Source organism: Formosa sp. Hel1_33_131, from assembly GCF_001735745.1.
Lineage (GTDB): Bacteria > Bacteroidota > Bacteroidia > Flavobacteriales > Flavobacteriaceae > Hel1-33-131.
In genome coordinates, this window is sequence record NZ_CP017260.1 from 1,728,846 (window position 1) to 1,742,705 (window position 13,860).

Sequence of the window (13,860 nt, forward strand, 5' to 3'; positions counted from 1 at the left end):
TTCTGTACTCAGGTAATTATTCATAATCTTATAACAATAACCATTGGATTCTTTCAAACAACAAATTTAAACCTTAGACAAATTAGATTAGATAGTATTGATATTGGATAATATTCAATCATTTTTAATTAGTTTCAAGAGCTATTTTTGACTAATTACTATTTTAAGAGTCAGAATAAGCTGAAAAAAGGACTTTAAACAGAGAGTAGGCATAATTAAAATATAAATCAATGAAATCAATGAAATCAATGAAATCAATGAAATCAATGAAATCAATGAAATCAATGAAATCAATGAAATTAATGAAATTAATGAAGTTCACAGCTTTATTTTTGATTGTCATTTCAATCTTATCTTGTAGTGAAGAAGAGAGTATGGAAAACGATAATTTGGCTCCCCAAAATTCATTTAAGAAAATTGACATGAATTCTGTTGGAAGTAATTATGATCAATTGGTGAAAGACATTCAATCTCATAATAATTTAGATTTTACCATAGGAGAGATGAATTTTGAGATGAGAAACATGAAACCCGTTGAAGGTTTGGATGTGGAGAACACTATAATTCTTGAAGATGAAATAGGTGATAGAACTATAATTGTTGACAATATTGTAAGATCTATTTATGTTAGATATACAGATAACGCTAATAAAATGAACTATACCTTATATGGGTATGAAGATCCTAAACTTTTAGCGGATCTGCTAAAAACAAAAGAATATAATATTGATTTGTTAAGACAAAATAGGTCGTCTAAAAATGTCTCAAATAAATTTAATGAAAAACTCCATTTTAAATCTACAGAGACATCTTTTGTTTTAGGAAAAGTAATCGTAACAACAAAAGAAGAGTATGACCTTTTGAATATACAACAAGGTAGCCTGGGTGTGAAATGTTCTGAAAGTGAAGTTATTCCATTTGAGAACGCTACAGTAGACAGAACAGCACAGGTGCAACCTGTTTGGTTTCTCGTCATGTACAAAAGAGATATGACCACAAATACGGCTCCTATTATTGACGCACTAAATAACATTTTTAAATCATTGAATTCAGATGTAGAGTATTTTGGTAGCGATCAATATGGGTTTGTTCCTCTTTTAAAATCTAATTCTAATAAAATGTATATAGAATTAGGCGTAAAATATAAGCAGGCACCAAGTAATTTATATCATTATGATTCTGATGAGTTATTTATTAGATTTGAAAACTACTTGGCCAGTCAAGGAGAACGAAAAGCAAGGGCGCGTCATTTTTATATGTATTTAAATTCTGAAAGTACACCATTTAAGGATGGAATAAATGGCCTGGCAACTTATGAAAGTCCTCGTCATAAATATCGCTTTGGACTGTCAGCAAATGTTTCATCTACTTTTGCACACGAAGTTGGGCATTGCTTTGGAGCAAAACATTTTGATAACTTTGCTTACGATATGACTGAAACTGACACGTATTATCTTGCTTATAGTGTAATGTATTCAACGTATGGGGGATTCCCTGAGTTATTTAAAAAAGAAAAATTTTATGGGTCACTCAACAGGGATGGAGTCAAAGCGCGTTTATTAAGATAGAAATAACTGAAGAGGTATAAGAGATTAAATTTGTCGTTTTATTTAAAAAATAGTAGAAATAAGCAATGTTTTAATACGAGCTTTATTCTACTATTTTTTTGTTAACCGAATTTAAAAACTGTGACACATAAAGTTTTTTCAATGACATTAGCTCTTTGAGTGCTTTTGTCAACATTTTCATTTAAAATTGTAGATATTGCTATCTTCTTGAAGGTTGAATCGTGCTGTAATCCAGCGGAGAACACCAATACGGAATTTTATTTACCAAAATCATATGCTTTACAAACAGAGTTGTTTCTGTCGATGGCTTAAATCAATTTAACGTTGTTTCATCTATGGATAAATCACCCCTTGTAAAAGTTTTTCAATCGCTTTCAAAATTCAAAAGTAATCAGGCGCTTTTCATGTCTTTAGTTGTTGATTACGATCCTAATTACTTCTCCCCCGATTGATAATGACCCTTTCAAACAACAAATTTAAACCTTAGACAAATTAGATTAGATAGTATTGATATTGGACAATATTCAATCATTTTTAATTAGTTTCAAGAGCTATTTTTGACTAATTACTATTTTAAGAGTCAGAATAAGCTGAAAAAAGGACTTTAAACAGAGAGTAGGCATAATTAAAATATAAATCAATGAAATCAATGAAATCAATGAAATTAATGAAGTTCACAGCTTTATTTTTGATTGTTATTTCAATCTTATCTTGTAGTGAAGAAGAGAGTATGGAAAACGATAATTTGGCTCCCCAAAGTTCAGTTAAAAAAATTGACATGAATTCTGTTGGAAGTAATTACAGTCAGTTGAGACGAGACATTCAATCTCATAATAATTTAGATTTCACCATAGGAGAGATGAATTTTGAGATGAGAAACATGAAACCCGTTGAAGGTTTGGATGTGGAGAACACTATAATTCTTGAAGATGAAATAGGTGATAGAACTATAATTGTTGACAATAATGTAAGATCTATTTATGTTAGATATACAGATAACGCTAATGAAATAAACTACACCTTATATGGGTATGAAGATCCTAAACTTTTAGCGGGCTTACTAAAAACAAAAGAATATAATATTGATTTGTTAAGACAAAATAGGTCGTCTAAAAACGTCTCAAATAAATTTAATGAAAAACTCCATTTTAAATCTACAGAGACATCTTTTGTAATAGGAAAAGCAATCGTAACAACAACAAACGAGCAGGACCTTTTAAGTATGCGGCGCACTACAGGTCTTACATGCTCTATGGTAAATGAACATGAGGATGAGGTTGACGTATTAATAGAAAATGGAAGTGATGGGAGCCCAATTAGGCCAAGACCTTCTTGGAATCTCAAAATATATAAAAGACGTATGTACACAAATGTTTCTAGTAACATTGATTTACTAATAAAATCTTTTAAATCATTGTCTTCAGAGGTAGTGTATATTGGTAGCGATCAATCTGGGCATATTCCTCTTTTAAAATCTAATTCTAATGATATGCCCGTACATTTATATATATCATATATTCAAGCACCACATAGACTAGAGTTTAATAATCATGCCGAATCACTAATTCGTGATATTACGTCGTACTTAGAGAATGAAGTTTTTGAACCAAAAGACGGGAATAATATTTACATATATTTAAAAGAAAATGGGAGACCTTTTTCTGGTAACAGATTAGGGATGGCAGTTTCCCGTGAAACTCCTGACGAATATCACCTGGGGGTAGTAGTTAGTACTGCGATCCCATTCGTGCACGTAATTGGACACACCTTAGGAGCGTTCCATTTTGATGACCTTGCTTACGATATGACTGAAATTGACACGTATTATCTTGCTTATAGTGTAATGTATTCATCGTATGGGGGGAGCGAAAATATATTTATAAAACCAAAATTTTATAATACAGGAAACAGATGGCGTATTAAAAAGACCCTAAATGGATTTTACCCATTTGATTAGTAAAAATTAAAGTTACCATTTTATTTAAAAATAGTAGAAGGAAGCAATATTTTAATACGAGCTTTATTCTGCTATTTTTTTGTTAACCAATGGTATAAATAGCCCGCGTTTCATTAAATTTGACAAATGCAAAAAACCTTGACTCATAAAGTTTTTTCAATGACGCTGGCGCTTTTAGTGCTTTTGTCCACATTTTCATTTAAAATTGAAGCTCATTTTTGTGGACCAAAAATTGTAGATGTTGCAGTCTTTTCGAAGGTTACATCGTGTTGTAGCGCTACATTAGACACCAATTCTAAAATTCAGTTTTCCAAAATCAGCTGCTGCACAAACAAGGTTGTTTCTTTTGATGGTTTAAAGGAATTAAATGTTGTTTCATCTATGGATGAGCTACAGCTTGCAAAGGTTTTTCAATCGCTTTCAAAATTCAATAGTCATCAGACTTTATTCATTTCTTTAGTTGTTGGTTATGACCCCAATTATTTTTCACCCGATTTGATAGTGGACTCTCAAATTGAACATCAAGTTTTTCTGATTTGATTTTAGTACTATAGACACATTCTTAGGCTTACATCACGCTTGTTAAATGCCTTTTTGTAGTATTCTTATAAATTAAATCACAATGAAATCTATATTATATCTTATCATTTTCTTTCCATTTTTTGTTTTTTCACAAAGTGAAATCAAAGGAAAAATCATGGAATTAAATTCCCAAAACCAGCAGATTCCTTTGCTCGGAGCCAATGTGTTTTGGCTCAACACATCCATTGGAACCATTACTTCAGAGGAAGGAACGTTCAAGCTGCCTTATAAGCCCTCTTACAAAAAACTAGTGATTAGTTTTGTTGGCTTTAAAACAGACACGCTTAGGGTCGACAGTCTAAAAATGATTCGTCATTTGTTAGAAGCCTCTGATGATTTGGGAGAAGTAACCGTGTCTGCGAGAAAAAAATCCTCGGCAACCTCTTATCTCTCATCTCAGAATATTTCTACCATAAGTAGTAAAGAGCTTTTGAAAGCTGCTTGTTGTAATTTGTCCGAAAGTTTTGAAACCAACCCCTCTATTGATGTCAATTTTACGGACGCCATATCGGGGACAAAGCAAATTAAAATGCTCGGTCTCACGAGTCCTTATATTTTAATTACCACTGAAAATATTCCCTCAATTCGTGGCGCGTCGCAAGCCTACGGCTTGAGTTTTATCCCTGGGACTTGGGTAGAGAGTATCCAAATTACAAAAGGAGGTGGAAGTGTTGTCAACGGGTTTGAAAGTATTGCGGGACAAATCAATGCAGAGTTGGTGAAACCCACCACGGATAATACGGTTTTTGTCAATGCCTATGGATCTTTGAATGGTCGGACAGAATTCAATACGCATTTTAACACCACGCTTTCTGAGAAGTGGAGCACAGGACTGTATGTGCATGCAAATAACAGATCACAAAAATTTGACAGAAATAACGATTCATTTCTAGATATGCCTTTGGCGAAACAACTCAATATTATGAACCGTTGGCAATATTCTAACCTTCAAAAAGGATTGATTAGCTTTTTGAATATACGCTACTTAACAGATGAAAAGCAAGCGGGTCAACTCGATTTTGATCCTGAAACAGATCGACTTTCAAGCACCGTTTGGGGAAGTGAAATCGCCACCAAACGTTTTGAGGTTTCTTCGAAATTTGGTTATGTCAATCCCGAGATTCCGTATCAAAGTTTAGGACTTCAATTGTCCTACAGCGATCACGACCAAACATCTTATTTTGGATTAAATCAATACGATATACGTCATAAAAGCATATACTCCAACTTGGTTTATAATTCTATTATTAGCGATTCAAGACATAGAATAAAAACAGGTTTGAACGCGACTTATGATGACTATAGGGAGACGGTCAATTCAGAATTATACGACAGAAATGAACGCTCTATTGGTGGGTTTTTTGAATACAGTTTTGACAATTTAGAAGCCCTTAATTTAACGGCAGGAATCCGTGTGGATCACCACAATTTATTAGGAACTTTTATCACTCCAAGGGTGCATGCGCGCTACACACCATGGGAAAAATCGGCCTTTAGAGTGTCGTTTGGACGCGGAAAACGTGCAGCGAATATTTTTGCTGAAAATCAAAAATTATTCGCAACCTCAAGAACGATTAATATCCAAAGTACTGGCGGAAATATTTATGGTTTAGAACCTGAAATTGCTTGGAATTATGGTATATCTTTTTTACAAGGATTTAAGTTGTTTGACCGAAAAGCAGATCTTACCTTAGATTTTTATCGAACCGATTTTCAAAATCAAGTAGTTGTAGATTATGAAAATCCTTATGAAGTCAACTTCTATAACTTAGAAGGTTCTAGTTTTGCCAATAGTTTTCAAGCGGAGTTTAGTTTGAATATTTTGGAGCGATTGGATTTAAAAACAGCTTACAAGTTTTACGATGTTAAAACTCAATACAAGTCTGGAAACCTCAAGAGACCGTTAACGTCTCAACACCGTGTGTTTGCTAATCTCTCTTTTGAAACTCCTAAAACCGATAAAGGAGGTGTATGGAAATTTGACACCACATTTAATTGGTTTGGAAAACAGCGTTTTTCATCGACCGCTTCCAGTCCAGAAGCCTATCAGTTGCCAACCTATTCTCCAACCATATCTACCCTAAACGCACAAATAACCAAGGTGTTTTCGGACTCCTTTGAACTCTATGTGGGTGCAGAAAACATTACCAATGCCACTCAAAAAAATCCAATTTTAAGCTCTGAAAACCCATTTGGCTCAAATTTTGATACTACATTTGTATATGGTCCCATATTTGGGAGCACTTATTACACGGGCTTACGCTATAAATTAAATTAATAAATATAAACACAAACATTATGAAAACAGTTTTCTTATCACTCACCATCCTATGCATGACCACGTTGAGTTTTGCTCAAAATAAAAATGCGAGAGCGTCTTTTGAAGTGGACGGTGTTTGTATGATGTGTAAAAATCGTATTGAAAAAGCGAGCCTTAAAACAAAAGGGGTTAAATCTGCTGTTTGGAACGTAGAAAGTCACGAGTTAAGACTCATTTTTGATGAAAACAAAACCGACCTCACGACCATCCAAAAAAACATTGCAGGTGTTGGTCATGACACTAAAGAACTGAAAGCAACTGACGAAGCTTATAACAGTGTCCACCCGTGTTGTAAGTACAGAGAAGATGAGGTTGTAGAGGAACATAAATAGTTTTAGTGAGTTTATGTCCGATCGGTCACAGAATACGGAGAGGCAAGCATAACTCAAATTAAATTTGGATATAATTAGCTATATTTGTTTATATCGTAACCAATATTATTATGGGAACAGTAGAATTAAGAAATAAATGGAAAGAAGCGATCGGGAAGGTTGATGATCGTTTTTTGCGTATGGTGGATGCTTTATATGAAACGTATTCAAAAGACCAAGTTGACTTTTTTGAGGAGTTGCCAAAAGAAATACAAGAGCTCCTAATAGAAAGTAGAGAAAGCATAAAAAACGGAGACTTTTTTACTCACGAAGAAGTGACGTCTGAAGCTAGGAAGAAATTTAACATTTCAGAATAAAGATTTTTATGATGGATGTGATTTGGGGAGCAAAAGCTAAACACTCTTATTTCGATGAACTTGACAGAATAAATAAATTTCACACTGTTAGAGAAGTTGAAAAATTTTTAAAAGGGTTTCAAAGTGAATAATAGTGTGTGATTTATAAAATAATATTAGGTATCACAATTTGTGACACCTAGTTATTAAATCACAAAAAAAGCTCCTGAATGTAATTTCAGGAGCTTTTTTTGATTGTTATTGTATGTGGAGATTTACATCATCCCTGGCATCCCGCCACCCATAGGAGGCATTGCAGCAGCGTCTTCTTTAATGTCAATTAAAGCACATTCTGTTGTGAGGATCATACCTGCTACAGAAGCAGCATTTTCCAAAGCCACACGCGTTACTTTTTTAGGATCAATAATTCCAGCTTTAAGCATGTCTACATAGACATCATTTTTGGCATCGTAACCAAAATCGCCTTTACCTTCTAGGATTTTATTGATCACTACACTTCCTTCGCCACCAGCATTTTCTACAATGGTACGTAAGGGAGCTTCAATCGCTTTAGACACGATTTGAATTCCGGTAACTTCATCCAAATTGGCTGCGGTTAGTTTTTCGAGTGTTTTTTGAGCTCTTACAAGCGCAACACCTCCACCAGCAACAATGCCTTCTTCAACAGCGGCTCTCGTCGCATGAAGTGCATCATCTACGCGGTCTTTCTTTTCTTTCATTTCAATCTCACTAGCAGCGCCTACATAAAGGACTGCAACACCCCCAGCTAACTTCGCCAAGCGTTCTTGTAGTTTCTCTTTGTCATAGTCGCTAGTCGTTGTTTCTATCTGCGCCTTGATTTGATTCACACGCGCCTTGATATCATCCGCTTTTCCAGCTCCATTGACAATCGTTGAATTGTCTTTGTCAATAGTCACTGTTTCGGCAGTTCCTAACATACTTAAGTCTGCATTCTCTAAAGAAAATCCACGTTCTTCTGAAATCACGGTACCACCTGTAAGGATGGCGATATCTTCGAGCATTGCTTTACGACGGTCTCCAAATCCAGGTGCTTTCACTGCAGCGATTTTAAGACCACCTCTTAATTTATTGACCACTAAAGTAGCTAAGGCTTGGCCATCTACATCTTCAGCAATAATTAAAAGTGGACGTCCAGATTGTGCTACAGGCTCCAAAATTGGAAGCACTTCCTGAAGGTTTGAAATCTTTTTATCAAATAATAAAATATAAGGATTTTCTAAATCAGCAATCATTTTATCGGCATCGGTCACAAAATAAGGACTTAAATACCCTCTGTCAAATTGCATTCCTTCAACCACATCTACATAAGTGTCCATTCCTTTGGCTTCCTCTACTGTGATGACACCTTCTTTACCAACTTTCCCAAATGCCAAGGCAATAAGTTCTCCGATAGTATTATCGTTATTGGCAGAAACAGATGCAATTTGTTGAATTTTCTCAGAAGAATTTCCAACTTTCTTTGCTTGCTTTTCTAAATCCGTGATGATGGATGTGACTGCTTTATCAATTCCACGTTTCAAATCCATTGGATTCGCACCAGCAGCTACATTTTTCAAACCTTCTTTTACAATTGCTTGTGCTAAAACGGTTGCTGTTGTGGTACCATCTCCAGCTAAATCGTTGGTTTTAGAAGCAACTTCTTTAACCATTTGAGCACCCATATTTTCTAGAGCATCTTCCAATTCAACTTCTTTTGCTACTGAAACACCATCTTTAGTCACTTGTGGTGCACCAAAACTTTTGCCAATAATCACATTACGACCTTTAGGTCCTAAAGTTACTTTTACTGCATTTGCGAGTGCATCAACGCCACGTTTCAATCCGTCACGTGCATCTATATCAAATTTTATATCTTTTGCCATTTCTTTTATTTTTTAAAAATTAAACAATTGCAAGAATATCACTTTCTCGCATGATTAGATAATCAGTTCCTTCTAGTTTAAGCTCTGTTCCAGCATATTTTCCGTAAAGTACTGCATCGCCAACCTTTACAGTTGTAGGCTCATCTTTAGTGCCTTTACCCACAGCAACCACGGTGCCTTTTTGAGGTTTCTCTTTCGCATTATCAGGGATGATAATTCCAGAAGCGGTTGTTGTTTCAGCCTGCTGTGGTTCTACAAGAACTCTGTCAGCTAATGGTTTGATATTTAAAGCCATATATTTTAATTTTTAGTGTTGTTAAATTCGTATTTATACTTTCTAAAAGTGTGCCAAGCCCATTGAACTGACAAACTTTCAGAAACAAAAAATGTCAACGTGTTGGCGTTGACATTTTGTAATTTTTATAAAGCATTTGTTTTACTCTGAATCCGTTGCTTCTGGCGTTGAACTCTCTTCAGTAGTTGTCTCTTGAACAGGGACTGCTACAGGTTGAGTTGTTGTTGGTGCTGCATCTAAATCAAGAGCTTTAGATTCTTGACTGTTGCTAGGACCTACAATAGCAATATTAGATAGTAAAATTAAGGCCAACAATAATGTTGCGAGTGCCCATGTGCTTTTGTCCAAAAAGTCGGATGTTTTTTTAACACCACCAACTTGTTGTGTTCCACCACCTCCAAATGAAGAAGACAATCCTCCACCTTTAGGATTTTGAACCATAATAACAACGACTAGTAGAAAAGCTACGATGACGATAAGGACTAGAAATATAGAAAATGTACTCATTATAAATTATTTTTTTCTTGTAAGACTTTTATTGCTTGAATTTGGTCTGCAAATAAACTACTTTTTTCTGGATATTTCAAACTTAAAATACGGTAAGACTGTATTGCTTTATCATAGTTTTTTTGCTCCACGTAGATTCTTGCTAAAGTTTCGGTCATTAAATCCTCTGTTTCAAAGGCAGAATCCTCCGCAATATTGATGAGTTTCGAGTTTTTGTCAAGAGGTTTTAGTTTGGGCTTATTTGTGATAAACGCATCAATAAGCGCAAACTTTTTATCGCGGTTTGACTCTTCTTCAGGTTCAGATGATTCAGAGCGGTCAATCGGCTTTTTTTGTGCCACTCGAAGCCATTCAGAAAACGAAAAGGTTTCGGTTTTATCAAACTCTAAAGGTTTTCCGAGTTCTAATTTCGATTCAGAATCGTCCACGATCAAAGAAGTGTGAGAAGAAATATCTTGAAATTCTTCAACTTTAATTGTTTTGATTTGATCAAAATTTTGTTTGATATGTGTCGAAATATCATTCTGTAAAAATACTTCAGAAGTAATAAAATCAAACAATACCGTGCGATCGGTTGTATGAGCAGCCGTTGTTTTGAGCTCTTGATTGTACTTAAAACTTCCCAGGTCTTTTAAGCCTTTTAAATAGATGGCTCTGGCTGATTGAAAATAGGGAAACTCCTCAATAATAGCAGACACATGGCTGACTTGATCTTTGTTTAAAGCCGAAGGGTGGTGTAAGAGATATGTAAAATCTAATGTGTTCATAAACTTACCAATTGGCTAGGGATGCATTTATGACATCCTGGGTGATGCGTTCAAAAATTTCTTCTATCGCCGTTGTTTTTTGGGAACCTATAAGTTGTGCGCTGCCTGCATAATCATAAAAAAACGAAAACCGTTTTTCAAAATCAGATTCCTCTTCATTTGTATTCGTGAAAATCACATTAACACTAATTGTCAATCTGTTTTGTGCGGCTGTATTGCTAGAAGTGGCAGTCGTGGGGGAAATTCTGTACTCAACAATTTCACCTTCGTAAACAATGTCTCCATTCGAATTAACAAGAACTAAATTGGTTTGATTTAATATCAAATCTTGAAGCGCTATAGTAAAGTCACGTTCTATACCTGGCTCAATAAGAGCTGCGGTATTTTGAAAATAATTCACCTGAAAGGTCTTTGTGTCGGCACTTAAAGAAATGCCTGTAAAAGAGTAAGCACCACAACCCAAAACAAGGGTGAAAGCACTGATTACTAAGCTGTATTTTAAAACGTTAAAGGTCATATTGTTTTATTTTTCGATATAAAGTACGTTCGCTAATTCCCAATTCATCTGCTGCTAATTTACGCTTTCCTTTGTGACGTTCAAGGGATTTTTTAATAAGTTCTAATTCTTTATCGTGTAGAGATAGCGTTTCTTCTTCCTCTTCAATCGCATCAATATAGGTGTATTTTTCCTCATGATCCTTTACGATTTCAACGGTATTTTCTTCTTGTGGCTTTGCAGGAAGGGCTAAAAATTCGGATTCTTTTTTGGGTTCTAAGGTTTCGTCTTTATTATATATTTTTTCAATTAAACTTTCGTTGTTTTTCTGAACATCACTGTGATTTTCGTTTTTCATCAATTCCATGGTCAGTTTTTTGAGATCGTTCAAATCACTTTTCATGTCAAATAAAACCTTGTATAAAATTTCTCTTTCGGTACTAAAATCACTCTGATTTTTATCTTTTCCTTGTACTGTTGGAAAATTACCTCCCATATTTGGTAAATACGTTTTCAAGGTCAATATATCAATCATTCTTGAAGACTCTAACACGGAGATTTGCTCAGCAACATTTCTGAGCTGTCTCACATTTCCACTCCATCTATAATTGATGAGGGCTTCAATCGCTTGCTCTTCAAGTCGGATGGTTGGCATTTTATATTTTAAGGCAAAATCACTTGCAAATTTTCTAAACAACAAATGAATGTCGTCTTTTCGATCCCGAAGCGAAGGCAATAAAATTTCAACCGTACTCAGTCTGTAATAGAGGTCTTCACGAAATTTTTCTTTTTCAATGGCCTCAAACATATTGACGTTGGTAGCTGCTACAATCCTAACATCTGTTTTTAAAACAGCACTTGAGCCTACTTTTATAAACTCACCATTTTCTAAAACCCTTAGCAATCGAACTTGCGTCGTTAGGGGAAGTTCCCCGACTTCATCCAAAAAGATAGTGCCTCCATTGGCAACTTCAAAGTAGCCCGAACGGCTTTGAGTGGCTCCCGTAAAAGCGCCTTTTTCATGTCCAAAAAGTTCACTATCAATAGTGCCTTCTGGAATGGCACCACAATTGACGGCAATATATTTTCCGTGTTTTCGATGCGAAAGTTGATGAATAATTTTAGGAATACTCTCTTTTCCAACACCACTTTCTCCAGTCACCAAAACCGAAATATCTGTTGGTGCTACCTGCACGGCTTTTTCTATAGCACGATTCAAACCTGTATCATTTCCAATGATACTAAACCGTTGTTTTATAGATTGAACTGTTTCCATAATTAATTATTTTCAGATAAACCAATGGCTTCTCCAATGAGAGTTGCACTTGTGCAACTGTTTATTTTAACGTTTACAAAATTTCCGATTTTATAGTCTTCTTTAGGGAACACGGCAACTGTGTTTTGTGCACTTCTTCCAGACCATTCTGAAGCAGATTTTTTAGATTCTTTTTCAATCAATACCTCCACCGTTTGGTTTAGAAATTCTTCTGTTCTGATAAGACCATGAGCGCGTTGTTGCTCCACCACTTCTGCCAGGCGTCTTTTTTTGGTTTCAAAAGGAACGTCGTCTTCGAGTTTTCTTTCGGCCATGGTTCCTGGGCGTTCGGAATAGGCATACATATACCCAAAACTATACTTAACAACATCCATCAAACTCAAGGTGTCTTGATGGTCTTCTTCCGTTTCGGTTGGGAATCCACAAATTATATCTTGAGAAATGGTACAATTTGGGAGGATGGCTTTAATGTTGTTGATCAGTTCAATATATTCTTCGCGCGTGTGCTGACGGTTCATTTCCTTTAAAATTCGATTGCTTCCACTTTGCACTGGAAGGTGCACGTGATTGCAAATGTTTTGATGTTTTGCCATCGACCGTATTACATCTAAGGACATGTCTTGCGGGTTGGAGGTCGAAAATCGAATCCGCATTTTTGGATACGCTTTTGCGCACAGGTCTAAGAGCACTGCAAAGTCAACTGCCGTGGCTTTTTGCAGGTCCGTTGCCTTCGTAAAATCTTTTTTAAGTCCACCGCCATACCATAAATAGCTATCTACATTTTGCCCTAAAAGGGTCACTTCTTTAAAACCTTTGTTCCATAAATCACTAATTTCTTCTAGGATGCTTTGAGGGTCTCTACTGCGTTCGCGCCCTCTTGTAAATGGCACTACACAAAACGTACACATATTATCGCAGCCTCTTGTGATGGATACAAAAGCAGTAACGCCGTTTGTGTTCAATCTTACAGGAGAAATATCGCCATAGGTTTCATCTTTAGAAAGAATTACATTCACGGCACTTCGACCTTCATTCACTTCAGAAATCAGGTTGGGAAGGTCTTTATAAGCATCAGGTCCTACAACAAGATCCACAATTTTTTCTTCTTCTAAAAATTTACTTTTAAGGCGTTCCGCCATACAGCCCAAAACACCTACTTTCATTTTTGGATTGATGCGTTTGACGGCATTGTATTTTTCAAGTCGTTTGCGGACGGTTTGCTCTGCTTTGTCACGAATAGAGCAAGTATTCACCAATACCAGATCGGCTTCTTCTAGAACTTGGGTGGTGTTATAGCCTTCTTTTGAAAGGATAGATGCAACAATTTCACTGTCGCTAAAATTCATAGCACAGCCATAACTTTCTATGAACAGCTTTTTGGTATTTTCTAGCTTAGGTTCAATGGCTAATTTTGAGCCCTGAGCCGTTTCATCAATTGTTTTCTCCATAATAGTTTCAATATCCAATGAGGGACAATAAGCATGCAAAGATACAATAATTTTGTTTTTTATGACAAAGTGT

The 13,860-nt window shown here is 35.5% G+C and carries 13 protein-coding genes; 6 read left to right on the forward strand and 7 right to left on the reverse strand.

Going from position 1 to position 13,860, the window contains the following annotated elements; all coding sequences use genetic code 11:
• Positions 1 to 230: 230 nt before the first annotated feature.
• The 6 genes from FORMB_RS07805 (at position 231) to FORMB_RS07830 (ending at position 7,115) form a co-directional block, all read left to right on the forward strand.
• A complete protein-coding gene (locus tag FORMB_RS07805) occupies positions 231 to 1,568 on the forward strand; it encodes a hypothetical protein (protein ID WP_157498100.1) in 1,338 nt (445 codons plus the stop codon).
• Positions 1,569 to 2,208: 640 nt separating this feature from the next.
• Positions 2,209 to 3,525, forward strand: a complete 1,317-nt coding sequence (locus tag FORMB_RS07810) for a hypothetical protein (RefSeq protein ID WP_069676920.1) — start codon at positions 2,209 to 2,211, stop codon at positions 3,523 to 3,525.
• Positions 3,526 to 3,651: 126 nt separating this feature from the next.
• Entirely contained in the window at positions 3,652 to 4,065 is a 414-nt protein-coding gene (locus tag FORMB_RS07815) for an HYC_CC_PP family protein (RefSeq protein WP_069676921.1), read from the forward strand.
• A gap of 82 nt (positions 4,066 to 4,147) precedes the next feature.
• A complete protein-coding gene (locus FORMB_RS07820; RefSeq protein WP_069676922.1) occupies positions 4,148 to 6,385 on the forward strand; it encodes a TonB-dependent receptor in 2,238 nt (745 codons plus the stop codon).
• Positions 6,386 to 6,405: 20 nt separating this feature from the next.
• Entirely contained in the window at positions 6,406 to 6,759 is a 354-nt protein-coding gene (locus FORMB_RS07825) for a heavy-metal-associated domain-containing protein (protein ID WP_069676923.1), read from the forward strand.
• A gap of 110 nt (positions 6,760 to 6,869) precedes the next feature.
• Positions 6,870 to 7,115: a hypothetical protein gene (locus FORMB_RS07830; protein ID WP_069676924.1), complete on the forward strand. Its 246-nt coding sequence runs from the start codon at positions 6,870 to 6,872 to the stop codon at positions 7,113 to 7,115.
• Positions 7,116 to 7,369: 254 nt separating this feature from the next.
• On the opposite strand, the gene groL is transcribed toward FORMB_RS07830, so the two are convergent.
• From groL to miaB, 7 genes are all read right to left on the reverse strand, one after another.
• Positions 7,370 to 8,998 carry a chaperonin GroEL gene (groL, locus tag FORMB_RS07835; RefSeq protein WP_069676925.1) on the reverse strand — a complete coding sequence of 543 codons (1,629 nt, stop codon included), beginning with the start codon at positions 8,996 to 8,998 and terminating at the stop codon, positions 7,370 to 7,372.
• 19 nt (positions 8,999 to 9,017) lie between these two features.
• Positions 9,018 to 9,293 (reverse strand): co-chaperone GroES, encoded by a 276-nt coding sequence (locus FORMB_RS07840; RefSeq protein WP_069676926.1) that lies wholly within the window; start codon positions 9,291 to 9,293, stop codon positions 9,018 to 9,020.
• A gap of 141 nt (positions 9,294 to 9,434) precedes the next feature.
• Positions 9,435 to 9,800 (reverse strand): preprotein translocase subunit SecG, encoded by a 366-nt coding sequence (gene secG / locus FORMB_RS07845; protein WP_069676927.1) that lies wholly within the window; start codon positions 9,798 to 9,800, stop codon positions 9,435 to 9,437.
• Positions 9,800 to 10,567 carry a hypothetical protein gene (locus FORMB_RS07850; protein ID WP_069676928.1) on the reverse strand — a complete coding sequence of 256 codons (768 nt, stop codon included), beginning with the start codon at positions 10,565 to 10,567 and terminating at the stop codon, positions 9,800 to 9,802. The genes secG and FORMB_RS07850 overlap by 1 nt, the downstream gene beginning before the upstream one ends.
• 4 nt (positions 10,568 to 10,571) lie before the next feature.
• On the reverse strand, positions 10,572 to 11,084 hold the full coding sequence (locus tag FORMB_RS07855) for an LptE family protein (RefSeq protein WP_069676929.1): 513 nt from the start codon (positions 11,082 to 11,084) through the stop codon (positions 10,572 to 10,574).
• Positions 11,074 to 12,339 (reverse strand): sigma 54-interacting transcriptional regulator, encoded by a 1,266-nt coding sequence (locus tag FORMB_RS07860; RefSeq protein ID WP_069676930.1) that lies wholly within the window; start codon positions 12,337 to 12,339, stop codon positions 11,074 to 11,076. The genes FORMB_RS07855 and FORMB_RS07860 overlap by 11 nt, the downstream gene beginning before the upstream one ends.
• Positions 12,340 to 12,341: 2 nt before the next feature.
• The gene (gene miaB / locus FORMB_RS07865; RefSeq protein ID WP_069676931.1) at positions 12,342 to 13,787 is read right to left on the reverse strand and encodes a tRNA (N6-isopentenyl adenosine(37)-C2)-methylthiotransferase MiaB; all 1,446 of its coding nucleotides are present in this window, start codon (positions 13,785 to 13,787) and stop codon (positions 12,342 to 12,344) included.
• Positions 13,788 to 13,860 lie beyond the last annotated feature (73 nt).

What these genes read in the sequence shown, in the direction of transcription:
- FORMB_RS07840 (WP_069676926.1), bottom strand. Translation starts at nt 9,293, where the DNA reads ATGGCTTTAAATATCAAACCATTAGCTGACAGAGTTCTTGTAGAACCA.
- miaB (WP_069676931.1), bottom strand. Translation starts at nt 13,787, where the DNA reads ATGGAGAAAACAATTGATGAAACGGCTCAGGGCTCAAAATTAGCCATT.
- FORMB_RS07815 (WP_069676921.1), top strand. Translation starts at nt 3,652, where the DNA reads ATGCAAAAAACCTTGACTCATAAAGTTTTTTCAATGACGCTGGCGCTT.
- FORMB_RS07810 (WP_069676920.1), top strand. Translation starts at nt 2,209, where the DNA reads ATGAAATCAATGAAATCAATGAAATTAATGAAGTTCACAGCTTTATTT.
- secG (WP_069676927.1), bottom strand. Translation starts at nt 9,800, where the DNA reads ATGAGTACATTTTCTATATTTCTAGTCCTTATCGTCATCGTAGCTTTT.
- FORMB_RS07820 (WP_069676922.1), top strand. Translation starts at nt 4,148, where the DNA reads ATGAAATCTATATTATATCTTATCATTTTCTTTCCATTTTTTGTTTTT.
- FORMB_RS07805 (WP_157498100.1), top strand. Translation starts at nt 231, where the DNA reads ATGAAATCAATGAAATCAATGAAATCAATGAAATCAATGAAATCAATG.
- FORMB_RS07825 (WP_069676923.1), top strand. Translation starts at nt 6,406, where the DNA reads ATGAAAACAGTTTTCTTATCACTCACCATCCTATGCATGACCACGTTG.
- groL (WP_069676925.1), bottom strand. Translation starts at nt 8,998, where the DNA reads ATGGCAAAAGATATAAAATTTGATATAGATGCACGTGACGGATTGAAA.
- FORMB_RS07855 (WP_069676929.1), bottom strand. Translation starts at nt 11,084, where the DNA reads ATGACCTTTAACGTTTTAAAATACAGCTTAGTAATCAGTGCTTTCACC.
- FORMB_RS07850 (WP_069676928.1), bottom strand. Translation starts at nt 10,567, where the DNA reads ATGAACACATTAGATTTTACATATCTCTTACACCACCCTTCGGCTTTA.
- FORMB_RS07860 (WP_069676930.1), bottom strand. Translation starts at nt 12,339, where the DNA reads ATGGAAACAGTTCAATCTATAAAACAACGGTTTAGTATCATTGGAAAT.
- FORMB_RS07830 (WP_069676924.1), top strand. Translation starts at nt 6,870, where the DNA reads ATGGGAACAGTAGAATTAAGAAATAAATGGAAAGAAGCGATCGGGAAG.